Below are 15,245 nucleotides of genomic sequence, written 5' to 3' on the forward strand. Positions count from 1 at the left end.
TGCCGTTTTGGTGCCGGAATCAAGGTCTCTCGCAGAACCACGGGATGCGATGTCTGTCAGGATAGATGCGGAAATGTCGAGTGCGGTTCCGGACGGTGAGGGCAGCCGCCCCGAGGGACGGCGCCGTACCGACGGGCTCCGTGCCGGCATCCACGGCAGACTCGGTCGGCTGCTCCGCGGCCCACGCCCCGAAGCCGTACCGACCCTCGTCGCCCGCGCCTGCGCCCTCGTGGGCCTGCTGAACGTAGCGGCCGGCGTCTTCCCGCGCTTCAGGCACAGCCGGATGCACGCGATCGCCGAGGTCCTGCCCGGCGCGCTCGGCCCCTTCGCCGCCGCGCTCGCGCTCAGCTCCGGTGTCCTCCTGCTGCTGCTCGCGCACGGCCTGCGCCGCCACAAGCGGCGTGCCTGGCGGGCCGCCGTGGTGCTGCTCCCGGCCGGTGCCGTGGCGCAGTTCGCCTACCGGCACTCGGTCATCGGCGTACTGATCTCGCTCGCCCTCCTGACGCTGCTGCTGCGCCATCGGGGTGAGTTCGCCGCGCTGCCCGACCCGCGCAGCCGCTGGCGGGCGCTCGCCAACTTCGTGCTCCTCGGGGCCGGTTCCATCATCCTCGGCCTGGTGATCGTCAGTGCCCACCCGGGCAAGGTCATCGGGGACCCGAGCATCACGGAACGCCTCGCCCACGTCCTGTACGGCCTGTTCGGCTTCGAGGGCCCGGTCGACTACTACGGGACCACCTCCTGGACGGTGGCCTACTCGCTCGGCGCCCTCGGCATGCTCACCGCCCTCACCACCATCTACCTGGCCTTCCGCCCCGAGCACCCCGCCGCGCGCCTCACCGAGGACGACGAGGCCAAGCTGCGCGCCCTGCTCGACAAGCACGGCGCCCGCGACTCGCTGGGCCACTTCGCGCTCCGCCGCGACAAGGGCGCCGTCTTCTCCCCCAGCGGGAAGGCCGCCGTCACCTACCGCGTCGTCTCCGGGGTGATGCTCGCGAGCGGCGACCCGATCGGTGACGTGGAGGCCTGGCCCGGCGCCATCGAACGCTTCATGGACGAGGCGAAGGCCCACTCCTGGACGCCCGCCGTCATGGGCTGCTCCGAGACCGGCGGCGAGGTCTGGACCCGCGAGACCGGCCTCGACGCCCTCGAACTGGGCGACGAGGCGGTGGTGGACGTCGTGGATTTCTCCCTGTCCGGGCGTGCGATGCGCAACGTACGCCAGATGGTCAAGCGGATCGAGCGCAATGGATACGAGACGCGCGTACGGCGCGTGCGTGACCTCGGGGAGCGCGAACTGGAGCGGATACAGCGCGCCGCCGACGACTGGCGCGGCACCGACACCGAACGCGGCTTCTCGATGGCGCTCGGCCGCATCGGCGACCCGGACGACGGCGACTGTCTGATCGCCACCGCCCACAAGGCCGACGACGAACCGGGCCCCTACGGAGACCTCAAAGCCGTCCTCCACTTCGTCCCCTGGGGCAAGGACGGCGCCTCCCTGGACCTCATGCGCCGCGACCGCTCGGCCGACCCCGGCATGAACGAGCTGCTCATCGTGGCCGCCCTCCAGGCCGCCCCGAAGCTCGGCATCGCGCGCGTGTCCCTCAACTTCGCCATGTTCCGCGCGGCCCTCGCACGCGGCGAGAAGATCGGCGCGGGGCCCGTCCTGCGTGCCTGGAGGGGCCTGCTCGTCTTCCTCTCCCGCTGGTTCCAGATCGAGTCCCTGTACAAGTTCAACGCGAAGTTCCGCCCCCGCTGGGAGCCCCGCTTCGTCGTCTACCGCTCCTCCAAGGACCTCCCCCGCATCGGCTTCGCGGCCATGCAGGCCGAGGGCTTCGTGACCCTCGCGATGCCCCGCTTCCTGCGCCGGGGGAGCGCACAGCGCCGCCCCTGCCCGCACCACACGGCGGAGCGCGAGGTCCGGGCGGCATAGAGCCCGCCCGCTCGGGCCTAGGCTGGAGGCATGAGTACGTTGCGCGGGCGGGGATCGGTCGAGGGGCTGCCGGAGTGGGGCCGCTGTGCGGTCATGGGGGTCGTGAACGTCACCCCCGACTCCTTCTCCGACGGAGGCCGCTGGTTCGACACCACGGCCGCCGTCAAGCACGGCATCGACCTGGTCGCCCAGGGCGCCGACCTGGTCGACGTGGGCGGCGAGTCGACCCGTCCCGGCGCCACGCGCGTGGACGAGGACGAGGAGCTGCGGCGCGTGGTCCCCGTCGTGCGGGGCCTCGCGGCCGAGGGCGTGACGGTCTCCGTGGACACCATGCGCGCCACCGTCGCCGAGCAGGCGCTCGCCGCGGGCGCCGTGCTGGTGAACGACGTCAGCGGCGGCCTCGCCGACGCGCGCATGGTCCCCGCGGTCGCCGCCGCCGGGGCGCCCTTCGTGGTGATGCACTGGCGCGGCTTCCTCGCCGACATCCACGCCACTCCCGTCTACGAGGACGTGGTCTCCGAAGTCGTCGACGAGCTCCACGCGCGCGTGCAGGCCGCCATCGAGGGCGGCATCGCCCCCGAGCGCATCGTCATCGACCCGGGCCTCGGCTTCTCCAAGAACGCCGAGCACGATCTGGCACTCCTGGCCCGCATCGACCGCCTTCGTGAGCTCGGCCACCCCATCCTGGTCGCCGCATCCCGCAAGCGCTTCCTCGGCCGCGTCCTCGCGGGCCCCGAGGGCGCTCCGCCGCCCGCCCGCGAGCGTGACGCCGCCACCGCCGCGGTCTCCGCCATCGCCGCCCACCAGGGCGCGTGGGCGGTCCGCGTGCACGAGGTGCGGGCCACCGCCGACGCCGTCCGTGTCGCACACGCCGTGACCAGCGCGGCGGGCGGTCCTCAGTGACCGGGGCCAGGACCGACGTCGAACAGGTCGAGCAGGCCAACACGGCCTTCTACGAAGCACTGGAGCGCGGCGACTTCGACGAGCTCTCCGACCTCTGGCTGGACGCTGACGCGGCCCCGGAAGCGGAGCCGCCCGACCCCGACGCCCGGGACGACGAGGACGCCGCGGAAGACGGCGACGAAGCCGCGATCTCCTGCGTCCACCCCGGCTGGCCGGTCCTCACCGGCCGCGGCGAGGTCCTCAGGTCGTACGCGCTGATCATGGCGAACACCGAGTACATCCAGTTCTTCCTGACCGATGTGCACGTCGGGGTGGCCGGCGACACCGCCCTGGTGACCTGCACGGAGAACATCCTCAGCGGCGGCCCGCCCCCCGAGGGCGGCGGCGAGCTCGGCCCGCTCGTCGGACAGCTCGTCGTCGCCACCAATGTGTTCCGCCGCACAGTGGACGGATGGAAGCTCTGGTCGCACCACGCCTCACCCGTACTCGCCGAAACCGACGACGAAGAGGGCGAGGACTCACCCTCCTGAGTGGGTAGGGGCGGTTCCGGGAGCCCCCGCGGGCGAGAGCTGTCAGTGCGCGCAGGTAGATTCGATCGAGGCTGGTGTGCCGACCGCACTCGGCGCAGGCCTGCCGATAACGACGATTGCAGGAGTGATTCGCGTGGATCGTGTCGCGCTGCGCGGCCTCAAGGCCCGCGGGCACCACGGTGTCTTTCCGCGGGAACGCGAAGAGGGCCAGACCTTCATCGTGGACCTGGTCCTTGGCCTGGACACCCGTGCGGCCGCCGCCGACGACGACCTGGCGAAGACCGTGCACTACGGCGTCGTGGCCGAGGAGGTCGTGGCCGCCGTCGAAGGCGATCCGGTGGACCTCATCGAGACCCTCGCCGAGCGCATCGCCCAGACGTGTCTGAAGCACGAGGGAGTCCTGGAGGTCGAGGTGTGCGTCCACAAACCGGACGCGCCGATCACCGTCCCCTTCGACGATGTGACCGTCACCATCACCCGGAGCCGAGTATGACCGCGTTTTCCACGCAAGGGCAGAGCGACCCGACCGTCCAGCCGGTGCCCACCGCCGTGGTCGAGCAGGTCGACGCCGCCGACACCACCCTCTCCAACCCCAAACGCGCCGTGATCTCCCTCGGCAGCAATCTCGGCAACCGCCTGGAGACGCTGCAGGGCGCGATCGACGCCCTGGAGGACACCCCCGGCCTGCGCGTCAAGGCCGTCTCTCCCGTGTACGAGACGGAGCCCTGGGGCGTCGAGCCCGGCAGCCAGCCGTCGTACTTCAACGCGGTCGTCGTGGTGAAGACGACGCTGCCGCCCTCCTCGCTCCTCGAGCGGGCCCACGCGATCGAGGAAGCCTTCCACCGCGTTCGGGACGAGCGCTGGGCCGCGCGCACGATCGACGTCGACATCGTGGCGTACGCGGACGTCGTCTCGGACGACCCCGTCCTCACGCTCCCCCACCCGCGCGCGCACGAACGTGCCTTCGTCCTCGCCCCTTGGTACGACGTGGAGCCCGAGGCACAGCTCGCGGGCCGCGGCCCGGTCGCCGACCTGCTCGCCAAGGTCACCCGCGAAGGCGTCACACCCCGTGTCGACCTGGAACTCCGCCTGCCCGAGTAATCGTTAGGGTCTATCGGACCCGCACGATCGAGAAGCGGATCCGTACGACGATGAAGCGATGAAGGGTCATCCGTGAAGCAGCTGCGCATCAGGACACTGGCCGGCCTCTTCCTGGTGGCCGGCGTGCTGTCCTGGGCCGGCGCCCGGCTGTGGGACTCCGTGGGCACACTCCCGCGGGTCCCGCTGGCCGCGCCCATCGTGCTCGCGGTGATCGCCGCGGTGCTGCTGGCCACGGCGCTCTCACTGCGCGCCCGGCTGCGCGCACAGCGCGAGCGCCGCCCCGGAGCCAAGGGTGTCGAGCCGATGATGGCCGCGCGCGCGGTCGTCTTCGGCCAGGCGAGCGCCCTGGTCGCCGCCCTGGTCGCCGGAATGTACGGCGGCACGGGCGCCTTCCTCCTGGAGTACCTGGACGTCCCGTCCCGCCGCGACCAGGCGATCTACGCAGGCCTCTCCCTCGTGGCGGGCATCGCGGTGATAGCGGCCGCCTTCTTCCTGGAGCGGGTCTGCCGCCTCCCGGAGGACGACGACGAGAACGGCGGAACGGCCGCCCCGGCCGCATAGGGCTCGGACCCGGCTGCGCAGCCCCGTAAGGGGCGCGGGGAACTGCGCGACAAGCCCCCACCGGCCCGCAGATCTGTACACCGCGATTCCAGCGAAGCGCCTAGCGCGCCATGATCAGGCTCATCGCCTCGTTGCGCGTCGCGGGGTCACGGAGCTGTCCGCGCACCGCCGACGTGATCGTCTTGGCGCCCGGCTTGCGCACCCCACGCATGGTCATGCACATGTGCTCGCACTCGACGACCACGATGACGCCGCGCGGCTCAAGGATCTCCATCAGCGAGTCGGCGATCTGCGTGGTCAGCCGCTCCTGCACCTGCGGACGGCGCGCGTACACGTCCACGAGACGGGCGAGCTTGGACAGGCCGGTGATCTTGCCGTCGGACGACGGGATGTAGCCGACGTGTGCGACGCCGTGGAACGGCACCAGATGGTGCTCACATGAGCTCTGCACCTCGATGTCCTTCACCAGGACCATCTCGTCGTGGCCGAGATCGAACGTCGTCGTCAGGACATCCTCGGCCTTGAGCCACAGACCGCCGAATATCTCCTTGTACGCCCGTGCCACGCGCCCGGGAGTCTCCCGCAGGCCCTCGCGGTCCGGGTCCTCCCCGACCGCGATCAGCAGCTCGCGCACGGCGTTCTCGGCGCGCTTCTCGTCGAAAACGCCGATCGTGCCCTCGCCGTCCAGCGTCACGGGGTCGGTCATCTGTGCCTCGTTCCTAGCGTTCCACGCACCAATGCGTCAGTGCGTACGAAAAAACTGCGCCCCCCAGGCTAGAACCAGGGGGGCGCAGCTTCCATTCCGGGCCTGCTGAGGCGCTCGGGGTCAGCTCTCGGGGCGGTCCTCCGGGGCCACCTCGATGCCGGTCGCGGGCGGGGCCTCCGTCGCGCCCGCGGTGACCGCGGGCGTGGCGCCGTTCGCACCGTTCGTCAGTGACAGCTCCCGGGGGGAGAGCACCGGCGGGCGGGTCGAGGGCGTGCGACGCGAGGAACCGGTCCACGCCGGGCGAGCCGGGCGCTTCACGATGCCGGCGAAGACCTCGGCGATCTGCTCCTTGTTCAGCGTCTCCTTCTCGAGGAGCTGCAGAACGAGGTTGTCGAGAACGTCGCGGTTCTCGACGAGGATCTCCCAGGCTTCGTTGTGCGCGGTCTCGATGAGCTTCTTGACCTCTTCGTCGACCAGCGCGGCGACCTCTTCGGAGTAGTCACGCGGGTGACCCATCTCGCGGCCGAGGAACGGCTCGGTGTTGTCGCCACCGAACTTGATCGCGCCGAGCCGCTCGGTCATGCCGTACTGCGTGACCATGGCCCGTGCGGTCGCGGTGGCCTTCTCGATGTCGTTCGCCGCGCCCGTCGTCGGGTCGTGGAAGACGAGCTCCTCGGCCGCGCGCCCGCCCAGCATGTACGCGAGCTGGTCAAGCATTTCGTTGCGCGTGGTCGAGTACTTGTCCTCGTCCGGCAGGACCATCGTGTAACCGAGGGCCCGGCCGCGCGACAGGATCGTGATCTTGTGGACCGGGTCCGAGTTCGGAGACGCCGCCGCGACCAGGGCGTGACCGCCCTCGTGATACGCGGTGATCTTCTTTTCCTTGTCGGACATGATCCGCGTCCGCTTCTGCGGACCGGCCACGACGCGGTCGATCGCCTCGTCGAGCGAGTGGTTGTCGATCAGCTTCTTGTCGCCGCGCGCCGTCAGGAGCGCCGCTTCGTTCAGCACGTTCGACAGGTCGGCACCGGTGAAGCCCGGCGTACGCCGCGCCACCGCGCCCAGGTCGACGTCCGGGGCGACCGGCTTGCCCTTCTGGTGAACCTTGAGGATCTCCAGACGGCCCAGCATGTCCGGACGGTCGACCGCGATCTGACGGTCGAAACGGCCGGGACGCAGGAGCGCCGGGTCGAGGATGTCGGGGCGGTTCGTGGCGGCGATCAGGATGACGCCGCCCTTCACGTCGAAGCCGTCCATCTCGACGAGCAGCTGGTTCAGCGTCTGCTCGCGCTCGTCGTGACCGCCGCCCATACCGGCACCGCGGTGCCGGCCGACGGCGTCGATCTCGTCGACGAAGACGATCGCCGGGGCGTTCGCCTTGGCCTGCTCGAAGAGGTCACGCACACGCGAGGCACCGACACCGACGAACATCTCGACGAAGTCGGAACCGGAGATCGAGTAGAAGGGGACGCCGGCCTCACCCGCGACAGCGCGCGCGAGGAGCGTCTTACCCGTGCCGGGCGGCCCGTACAGGAGCACGCCCTTGGGGATCTTGGCTCCGACGGCCTGGAACTTCGCAGGCTCCTGGAGGAACTCCTTGATCTCGTGGAGCTCCTCGACTGCCTCGTCCGACCCGGCCACATCGGAGAACGTCGTCTTCGGGGTGTCCTTGGTGATCAGCTTGGCCTTGGACTTCCCGAACTGCATGACCCGGGAGCCGCCGCCCTGCATCTGATTCATCAGGAACAGGAAGACAACGACGATGAGTACGAAGGGGAGCAGGGAAAGCAGGATGCCGACGAACGGGTTCTGCTTCGACGGCGAGACGGTGTAACCGTCCGGGATCTGCTTGTCCTGGTACTTGTCCTGCAAGGTCTTGGCGAGGGCGACACCTTGGTCGCCGATGTAGCTCGCCTGGATCTTGCTGCTGTCCTTGACCTTCTGGCCATCCTTGAGCTCGACCTTGATGGTCTGCTCGTCACCGGTGGTGATCTTGGCGGACTCGACCTTGTTGTCGTTGATCGCCTGCACAACCTGGCCGGTGTCCACCGTCTTGTAGCCGCCGGACGAACCGACGACCTGCATCAACACGACCACGGCAAGGACGGCCAGCACGATCCACATGACTGGCCCACGGAAGTATCGCTTCACGTCCATCCATACGGAGCGATGACGCCCCGTCCCTCCTGCCATAGTGAGTTTGATAAAGACTGTTCTTCGGACGGTACCCCAGCATTGTCACCCGAAGCCGCACGGGACGGCTGACAAACCCGTCTTCGCATGCTTCAACGCCGGGAAACGGGTGAGGGTTCCCGGCCGCCTCCGCCGAGTTGGCCGTGAGGGGCCGGGCCGGCCGGTGATCAGCCGCCGTACACGTGCGGGGCGAGGGTGCCGACGAACGGCAGGTTGCGGTACTTCTCCGCGTAGTCCAGGCCGTACCCGATGACGAACTCGTTCGGGATGTCGAAGCCGACCCACTCCACGTCGATCGCGACCTTGGCCGCCTCGGGCTTGCGAAGGAGCGTGCACACCTTCAGCGACGCGGGCTCGCGCGAGCCGAGGTTGGAGAGCAGCCAGGACAGCGTCAGACCGGAGTCGATGATGTCCTCGACGATCAGGACGTGCTTGCCCTTGATGTCGGTGTCCAGGTCCTTGAGGATCCGCACCACGCCGGAGGACTGGGTGCCCGCGCCGTACGACGACACGGCCATCCAGTCCATGGTGAGCGGGGTGGACAGCGCACGCGCCAGGTCCGCCATGACCATCACCGCGCCCTTGAGCACACCGACGATCAGCAGGTCCTTGCCCGCGTACTCCGCGTCGATCTTCGCGGCCAGCTCAGCCAGCTTCGCGTCGATCTCTTCCTTGGTGATGAGCACCGACTGAAGGTCGGTGCCCATGTCTTTCGCGTCCACCCGCATCACTTTCGGTCGTCCGTCACACCGGCTGCGTGAGGCCCAAAAGCCCCTCGGTCAACAGCCTTGCCGGATCACCAGTCTGCCACCCTGGCGCTGGGCGACGACTTTGCCCGGGAGATTGATGGCTCCCTGGCCGCGCCAGCCCGTGATCAGCCGGTCGACCTCTTCGAGATGCCGGGCGAACAGCGCACCGGCCGGGGCGCCCGCCTCGATGGCGGCGCGGCGCACGATGCGGCGGCGCACGGCGGGCGGCAGGGCGTAGAGCTTGGCGCACTCCAGGAGTCCCGCCGCGTCGCGTACGGAAGCTTCCGCCTGTGCGGCCCAGTGGTCCAGGGCGTCGGCGTCGTCCCGGGACAACTGGGCCGTACGGGCGAGTGCTTCCACGACGCCCTTGCCGAGCGCCTTCTCCAGGGCGGGCAGGCCTTCGTGCCGCAGGCGGGAGCGGGTGTAGGCGGGGTCGGTGTTGTGCGGGTCGTCCCAGACGGGCAGCGACTGGACCATGCAAGCCTTGCGGGCGGTCTGCCGGTCGATGTGCAGGAAGGGACGGCGGTAGCGGCGGTCGGCCCCCGGGCCGCCGGACACGGCCGCCATCCCGGACAGGGAGCGGATGCCGGAGCCGCGGGCGAGACCGAGCAGGACGGTCTCCGCCTGGTCGTCGCGGGTGTGGCCGAGCAGGATCGCGGCGGCGCCGTGGCGGTCCGCGACGGCGTCGAGCGCGCCGTACCTCGCGTCGCGGGCCGCGGCCTCGGGGCCGCCGTCCCGGCCGACGTCGACGGCGACGGACTCGATCGGGTCGAGGCCGAGTGCGGTGAGCCGCGAGACGACCTCGGCCGCGCGCAGAGCGGACCCGTCCTGCAGTCCGTGGTCGACGGTGACGCCGCCGGCGCGGATGCCGAGCTTGGGGGCCTCGAAGGCGAGAGCGGAGGCGAGCGCCATGGAGTCGGCGCCGCCGGAGCAGGCGACAAGCACGAGCGGCGACGTGGCCTGCTCGTGTGGAGGGTGGGGGTGAGCGGAACGTGCGGGGACGTGCTCGGGGCTGCGCTGTGCGTCGGGGCGCTGTAGGGCGGCGCGCGGGGCGTCGTCGGTGCGCTGTACGTCGGTCAGTACGTCGTGGAGTACGCGGCGGACCGCCAGGCGTATCGCCGCGACCGCAGGATGGGGACCCATGTCCGGTTCCCTTCATGAAGTTCGGGGGTGAGCCTCGGACCTGTCACTCAGGACCACACTCGGGAGATCGGGCCTCAGACAGATCCCACGAGGTTAGTCACTCAGAGTGTGTCGATGGTGACAGAGCCGAGCCGTTCCCCGAGCATTGCACGCCTACCCATGGCTCACGGTCCCTCGGACGGGTGATTGCGGGGGCGTTCGCCTGCCATCGGCCGCAACTCGCTCCCTTACTGCCCTCACTCTCCCTTACGGTGCACCCGCGCGACCCAGTCCGCCGGTTTGGCGATCTCCGACTTGGTGGGCAGCGTGTTCGGCGAAGTCCACACCCGGTTGAAGCCGTCCATTCCGACCTCGCCGACGACCGCGCGCACGAAACGCTCGCCGTCCCGGTATTGGCGCAATTTCGCGTCGAGGCCGAGCAGCTTGCGCAGGGCCTGGTCAAGGCGGCTCGCCCCGCGCGCCCTGCGCTGCTGGAACTTCTCCCGGATCTCGCCGACGGAGGGCACCACGTCGGGCCCGACTCCGTCCATCACGAAGTCCGCGTGGCCCTCCAGGAGCGACATGACCGCCGTGAGCCGGGCGAGGATCTCGCGCTGGGCGGGGGTCTGGACCAGCTCCACGATGGAGCGGCCCCCGTCGTCCTCCTCGCCCTCGGGGCGGCCGCCGGCGAGGGACTGGGCGGCTTCCCTGATGCGCTCGAGGACCGTCATCGGGTCGACTTCGGTCTCGGAGAGGAATGACTGGATCTCCCCCTCCAGGTGGTCCCGCAGCCAGGGCACGGCCGAGAACTGGGTGCGGTGCGTCTCCTCGTGCAGGCACACCCAGAGCCTGAAGTCATGGGGGTCCACGTCGAGTTCGCGCTCGACGTGCACGATGTTCGGAGCCACCAGGAGGAGCCTGCCGCCGCCGTGCTCGCCCGCGGGGAGGTCGCGGGTGGCGGGGGCGAAGGTCTCGTACTGCCCGAGGACGCGCGAGGCGAGGAAGGAGAGCAGCATCCCCAGCTCCACGCCGGTGACCTTGCCGCCGACCGCGCCGAGGACGGCACCGCCGGGGCCGCCGGAGCGCCGGTCCTGCATCTTGTCCAGGAGGGGCTTGAGGATCTCCCGGAACCCGGCGACGTTCGCCCGGATCCATCCGGCCCGGTCGACGACGAGCACCGGAGTGTCGTGAATGTCCTCCGTGCCCATCCGGGTGAAGGAACGGACGTGCTCCTCCGAGGACTTCGCATGCTTACGGAGCTCGGCGACGATGGCCCGCGCCTCGTCCCGGCTCACTTCTGGACCCGGCCGCACGAGCCGGGTCGCGGTCGCCACCGCGAGATTCCAGTCGACCATCTCCGCACCACCGATGCTCGTCATGCGTCAACGGTACGTGCTCGGCCCCTCCTGCGGAGGTGGTTGACCCCCGAGATTGCCCCACTCCGAGCCCGTAGGGGTCAACGAGGCGAAGTGAGACTCAGCGGCACCCGCACTTCGCCACCGCCGACGCCATCTCGTCCAGTGCCGACTGTGCCGCCTTGGGGTCCGTCGTGCCTGTGGTCATGAAAGCGAAGACCAGGAGGCGGCCCTCCGCGTCCACGACCGTGCCCGCGAGGGTGTTCACGCCCGTCAGGGTGCCGGTCTTGGCGCGTACGACTCCGGTGCCCGGGGAGTCCTTGGGGTAGCGGTCGACCAGCGTGCCCGTGAAGCCCGCCACCGGGAGGCCCGTCACCACGGAGCGCAGTTCCGGGTGGGCGGGGTCGGCGGCGCGGGCCAGGAGCGCGGCGAGCAGCTCGGCCGAGCTGCGGTCCGCGCGGTCCAGGCCGCTGCCGTCCGCGAACTTCGCCCCGGACAAGGGGAGTTGGGACTTCTTCAGCTGGGCTTCGATGGCCCTGCCCGCGCCGTCGAAGCTCACCGGTTCCTTGGCGGCGAGCGCCGTCTGGCGGGCCAGCGCCTCGGCGATGTCGTTGTCGCTGTGCGTCAGCATCCGCTCGACGAGCGCCGACAGCGGCGGGGACTCGACCTTGGCGAGGGACTCGGCGCGGTCGGAGGCCTTGGAGGGGCCCGGGTCCTTCTTCTCCTTGGCGCCCGTTCCGGTGTCGATGCCCTCCTTCTCCAGGAGGCCCGCGAACTTCTTCGCCGCGTCACCGGCCGGGTCGCCCGAGCGCGGGGCGGGACCGCTGGAGGAGTCGTCGAGCCGGCCCTCGTCGGCCATCAGGGCGCTGACCAGGGTGAGGTTCTCGTTCGGCCCGATGGGGTGCTGAGGCTCGCCCGAGTAGAGCGAGGTGTCGTACGTCAGGGTCACCTTGTCGGTGCCGCGGTCCTTCAGGGCGCGCGCCGTGTCCTCCGCCAGTTCGCGCAGGCTCGCGGCGCTCCCCGAGTACGGACCGTCCTTGCGGGCCGTGAGCGTGGGGTCGCCGCCTCCGACGAGGATGACCTCCTTCGAGTCCGGCTCGATGACCGTCTTCGTGGTGATGCGGTGATCCGCTCCCGCCGAGGTCAGCGCGGCGACCGCCGTGGCGATCTTCGTGGTGGACGCGGGCGTGAGTGCGTCGCCGCCGCCCTTGCCGTACACCCGCCGCCCGGTGCCCGCGTCGATGACGACCGCCGAGCGCTCGGGGCCGAGCGCCTTGGCCTTCAGGAGCGGATCGAGGACGCCCGCGAGCGCCTTGCCGTCCGGGGCGGGCGCGGAGCCGCCGTGCGCGGATCCCGCGGGCACTCCGAGCCCCCTGAGCACGGAGGGGGCGCTCGGGGCGGCCGCGGGCGCCCGTCCGGACGTACGACCGCCGTGATCTGTACCACCCCCGGCCTCCTGGGAAGCCGCCCAGTCCCGCTCGGCCGTACGCTGACCGGAGGAGTCCCAGGGTCCTGCCACGGCCACCGCGCCGGCCGCGATCGCGAGTCCGAGGGTGGCGGCACCCGCCGTGAGCTGCAAGGTCTTGAGTTTCGCAGGAGCCTTGAGAGCGGCAGGGATCTTGGGAGCCGGAGGCTTGGGAAGCTGCCGCAGCAGCTTCCCGACTTGCTGCCGGGTCTGCTGCCAAGGCTTGAGCTCGGGCACGACGACCAGCCCCTTTCGCGATCACACATCTGCGTGAGGGACACTTAACCACCCGAAGTATGTGCTGATCATGGAGGAGCCACCCGTGGAGTTCGACGTCACCATCGAGATTCCGAAGGGTTCGCGGAACAAGTACGAGGTGGACCACGAGACCGGCCGGATCCGCTTGGACCGTCGCCTCTTCACGTCGACCAGCTACCCCGCGGACTACGGCTTCGTCGAGAACACCCTCGGCGAGGACGGTGACCCGCTGGACGCTCTCGTCATCCTGGACGAGCCGACCTTCCCGGGCTGCCTCATCAAGTGCCGCGCGATCGGCATGTTCCGGATGACCGACGAGGCGGGCGGCGACGACAAGCTGCTCTGCGTCCCGGCGTCGGACCCGCGCGTCGAGCACCTGCGCGACATTCACCACGTCTCCGAGTTCGACCGCCTGGAGATCCAGCACTTCTTCGAGGTCTACAAGGACCTGGAGCCCGGCAAGTCCGTCGAGGGCGCCGACTGGGTCGGCCGCGCGGACGCCGAGGCCGAGATCGAGAAGTCGTACAAGCGTGCGGAGGCCCAGGGTCACTGAGTGCCCCTGCCCCGACCCTGACGGGCCGCGTGATCTTCACGGAGACCACGCGGCCCGTTCGCGTATCTGTGCGCATACTGTTCGTACTGGAGGTGCACAAGGTACGTATGTGGGAGCGAGGCAGTGAAAGTGGCTGACCAGGAGGCCGAAGACCGCAAACCACAGTCGGATGAGGCCCGGAGTGCGTTCGTTCAGCCCACCGGCGTGATGGCGCAGCCACCGGCACCCGAGGACGAATCGCAGACGACTTCCGAGTTCGCGATCCCGAACGGCCTGGCGAATCCCTCGTCGACCACGCAGGAGACCGAGAAGTCGGCGTTCACCACGCCGCACACCTACAGCTCCCGCAACGCGCCGCCCGCGTTCACTCCCCCGCACGGCATACCCCTGGTGAAGCTCACCAAGGAGACGCCCTGGCAGGACCAGATGCGCACCATGCTGCGCATGCCGGTCGCCGAACGGCCCACTCCGGAAGCCACCCAGAGGCACGAGGACGAGACCGGCCCCGCCGTGCCGCGCGTGCTCGACCTGACGCTGCGTATCGGCGAGCTGCTGCTCGCGGGCGGCGAGGGCGCCGAGGACGTGGAGGCGGCGATGTTCGCCGTCTGCCGCAGTTACGGCCTGGACCGCTGTGAGCCGACCGTCACGTTCACGCTGCTCTCCATCTCGCACCAGCCGTCCTTGGTGGAAGACCCCGTCACGGCCTCCAGGACGGTGCGCCGCCGGGGCACCGACTACACCCGTCTGGCGGCCGTCTTCCAGCTGGTGGACGACATCAGCGACACGGACACCGACATCACCCTGGAGGAGGCCTACCGCCGTCTGGCGGCGATCCGCCGTAACCGCCACCCCTACCCCGGCTGGGCGCTCACGGCGGCCAGCGGGCTGCTCGCGGGCTCGGCGTCCGTGCTCGTCGGCGGTGGCGCCCTGGTCTTCCTGGTCGCGGCGTTCGGCGCGATGCTCGGCGACCGACTCGCCTGGCTGTGCGCGGGCCGCGGCCTTCCGGAGTTCTACCAGTTCGTGGGGGCCGCGATGCCGCCCGCCGCGATGGGCGTCACGCTCAGCCTCGTGCACTCCCAGGAGGTCAACGCCTCCGCGGTGATCACCGGTGGTCTCTTCGCGCTGATCCCCGGAAGAGCCCTGGTGGCGGGCGTCCAGGACGGTCTGACCGGCTACTACATCACGGCGGCGGCGCGCCTCCTGGAGGTCTGCTATCTCGTCGTGGGCATCGTCTGCGGCGTGCTGCTCGTGCTGTCGCTCGGCGTGATGCTCGACGCGACGAGCCTGCAGCCGGAGACGGCGTTCGCGGCGACGACCGACGCACGTCCGGTGATCCAGATCCTGGCGTCGATGGCGCTGAGCCTCGCCTTCGCGATACTGCTCCAGCAGGAACGTCACACCGTTCTCATCGTGACCCTGAACGGCGGTATCGCCTGGGTCATGTACGGGGCACTCGCCCAGACGTCGATCGCGCTCTCGCCGGTCGCGGCGACGGCGGTCGCGGCCGGGCTCGTGGGCCTGTTCGGCCAGCTCTTCTCGCGCTACCGCTTCGCTTCTTCACTGCCGTACGTCACCGCGGCGATCGGCCCGCTGCTGCCCGGTAGCGCCACGTACTTCGGTCTGCTCGCCCTGGCCCAGAACGACATGAACACGGGCATCAACTCGCTCACCAAGGCGGCGGCGACGGCCCTTGCCATCGCGATCGGCGTGAACCTGGGAAGCGAGGTCTCGCGGATGATCCTCAAGATCCCGGGCGCTACGACGGCGGCGAACCGCCGCGCGGCCAAGCGGACCCGAGGCTTCTGACCCCGGGCCC

General features: G+C 70.1%; 14 protein-coding genes. 8 read left to right on the plus strand and 6 right to left on the minus strand.

Annotated features, from left to right (window positions below; genetic code table 11):
• Positions 1 to 73: 73 nt before the first annotated feature.
• The 6 genes from ACWGI2_RS25200 to ACWGI2_RS25225 all read left to right on the plus strand — a co-directional run bounded on the left by ACWGI2_RS25200 (position 74) and on the right by ACWGI2_RS25225 (position 5,028).
• Positions 74 to 1,933, plus strand: a complete 1,860-nt coding sequence (locus ACWGI2_RS25200; RefSeq protein ID WP_453697797.1) for a phosphatidylglycerol lysyltransferase domain-containing protein — start codon at positions 74 to 76, stop codon at positions 1,931 to 1,933.
• A 30-nt stretch (positions 1,934 to 1,963) separates the two neighbouring features.
• The gene (folP, locus tag ACWGI2_RS25205; RefSeq protein ID WP_453397067.1) at positions 1,964 to 2,836 is read left to right on the plus strand and encodes a dihydropteroate synthase; all 873 of its coding nucleotides are present in this window, start codon (positions 1,964 to 1,966) and stop codon (positions 2,834 to 2,836) included.
• Complete coding sequence (locus ACWGI2_RS25210) at positions 2,833 to 3,366, plus strand: nuclear transport factor 2 family protein (protein WP_453397066.1); 534 nt, start codon at positions 2,833 to 2,835, stop codon at positions 3,364 to 3,366. Before folP ends, ACWGI2_RS25210 begins: the two co-directional genes overlap by 4 nt.
• 133 nt (positions 3,367 to 3,499) lie before the next feature.
• Entirely contained in the window at positions 3,500 to 3,859 is a 360-nt protein-coding gene (folB, locus tag ACWGI2_RS25215) for a dihydroneopterin aldolase (protein ID WP_160506392.1), read from the plus strand.
• The gene (gene folK / locus ACWGI2_RS25220) at positions 3,856 to 4,467 is read left to right on the plus strand and encodes a 2-amino-4-hydroxy-6-hydroxymethyldihydropteridine diphosphokinase (RefSeq protein ID WP_453697799.1); all 612 of its coding nucleotides are present in this window, start codon (positions 3,856 to 3,858) and stop codon (positions 4,465 to 4,467) included. The genes folB and folK overlap by 4 nt, the downstream gene beginning before the upstream one ends.
• A gap of 72 nt (positions 4,468 to 4,539) precedes the next feature.
• Entirely contained in the window at positions 4,540 to 5,028 is a 489-nt protein-coding gene (locus tag ACWGI2_RS25225; RefSeq protein ID WP_453697801.1) for a DUF3180 domain-containing protein, read from the plus strand.
• A gap of 100 nt (positions 5,029 to 5,128) precedes the next feature.
• On the opposite strand, the gene folE is transcribed toward ACWGI2_RS25225, so the two are convergent.
• The 6 genes from folE to dacB all read right to left on the minus strand — a co-directional run bounded on the left by folE (position 5,129) and on the right by dacB (position 12,855).
• Entirely contained in the window at positions 5,129 to 5,734 is a 606-nt protein-coding gene (gene folE, locus ACWGI2_RS25230; protein WP_397716204.1) for a GTP cyclohydrolase I FolE, read from the minus strand.
• A gap of 120 nt (positions 5,735 to 5,854) precedes the next feature.
• Positions 5,855 to 7,891 (minus strand): ATP-dependent zinc metalloprotease FtsH, encoded by a 2,037-nt coding sequence (gene ftsH, locus ACWGI2_RS25235; RefSeq protein WP_453397063.1) that lies wholly within the window; start codon positions 7,889 to 7,891, stop codon positions 5,855 to 5,857.
• Between the two features lie 203 nt (positions 7,892 to 8,094).
• Entirely contained in the window at positions 8,095 to 8,655 is a 561-nt protein-coding gene (gene hpt / locus ACWGI2_RS25240) for a hypoxanthine phosphoribosyltransferase (protein WP_135330538.1), read from the minus strand.
• A gap of 51 nt (positions 8,656 to 8,706) precedes the next feature.
• A complete protein-coding gene (gene tilS, locus ACWGI2_RS25245) occupies positions 8,707 to 9,819 on the minus strand; it encodes a tRNA lysidine(34) synthetase TilS (RefSeq protein ID WP_453397062.1) in 1,113 nt (370 codons plus the stop codon).
• 236 nt (positions 9,820 to 10,055) lie between these two features.
• Positions 10,056 to 11,177 carry a zinc-dependent metalloprotease gene (locus ACWGI2_RS25250; protein WP_160506386.1) on the minus strand — a complete coding sequence of 374 codons (1,122 nt, stop codon included), beginning with the start codon at positions 11,175 to 11,177 and terminating at the stop codon, positions 10,056 to 10,058.
• 97 nt (positions 11,178 to 11,274) lie between these two features.
• Positions 11,275 to 12,855: a D-alanyl-D-alanine carboxypeptidase/D-alanyl-D-alanine endopeptidase gene (gene dacB / locus ACWGI2_RS25255; protein WP_453697803.1), complete on the minus strand. Its 1,581-nt coding sequence runs from the start codon at positions 12,853 to 12,855 to the stop codon at positions 11,275 to 11,277.
• 85 nt (positions 12,856 to 12,940) lie between these two features.
• Here dacB and ACWGI2_RS25260 point away from each other — a divergent pair, with 85 nt between their 5' ends.
• Together ACWGI2_RS25260 and ACWGI2_RS25265 are read left to right on the plus strand one after the other, a co-directional pair.
• Positions 12,941 to 13,429: an inorganic diphosphatase gene (locus ACWGI2_RS25260; RefSeq protein WP_135330561.1), complete on the plus strand. Its 489-nt coding sequence runs from the start codon at positions 12,941 to 12,943 to the stop codon at positions 13,427 to 13,429.
• A gap of 129 nt (positions 13,430 to 13,558) precedes the next feature.
• The gene (locus tag ACWGI2_RS25265) at positions 13,559 to 15,235 is read left to right on the plus strand and encodes a threonine/serine ThrE exporter family protein (protein ID WP_453397059.1); all 1,677 of its coding nucleotides are present in this window, start codon (positions 13,559 to 13,561) and stop codon (positions 15,233 to 15,235) included.
• Positions 15,236 to 15,245: the final 10 nt, after the last annotated feature.

Source organism: Streptomyces sp. NPDC054866, assembly GCF_053610745.1.

What these genes read in the sequence shown, in the direction of transcription:
- hpt (WP_135330538.1), bottom strand. Translation starts at nt 8,655, where the DNA reads ATGCGGGTGGACGCGAAAGACATGGGCACCGACCTTCAGTCGGTGCTC.
- folK (WP_453697799.1), top strand. Translation starts at nt 3,856, where the DNA reads ATGACCGCGTTTTCCACGCAAGGGCAGAGCGACCCGACCGTCCAGCCG.
- tilS (WP_453397062.1), bottom strand. Translation starts at nt 9,819, where the DNA reads ATGGGTCCCCATCCTGCGGTCGCGGCGATACGCCTGGCGGTCCGCCGC.
- folP (WP_453397067.1), top strand. Translation starts at nt 1,964, where the DNA reads ATGAGTACGTTGCGCGGGCGGGGATCGGTCGAGGGGCTGCCGGAGTGG.
- ftsH (WP_453397063.1), bottom strand. Translation starts at nt 7,891, where the DNA reads ATGGACGTGAAGCGATACTTCCGTGGGCCAGTCATGTGGATCGTGCTG.
- ACWGI2_RS25250 (WP_160506386.1), bottom strand. Translation starts at nt 11,177, where the DNA reads ATGACGAGCATCGGTGGTGCGGAGATGGTCGACTGGAATCTCGCGGTG.
- ACWGI2_RS25200 (WP_453697797.1), top strand. Translation starts at nt 74, where the DNA reads ATGTCGAGTGCGGTTCCGGACGGTGAGGGCAGCCGCCCCGAGGGACGG.
- folE (WP_397716204.1), bottom strand. Translation starts at nt 5,734, where the DNA reads ATGACCGACCCCGTGACGCTGGACGGCGAGGGCACGATCGGCGTTTTC.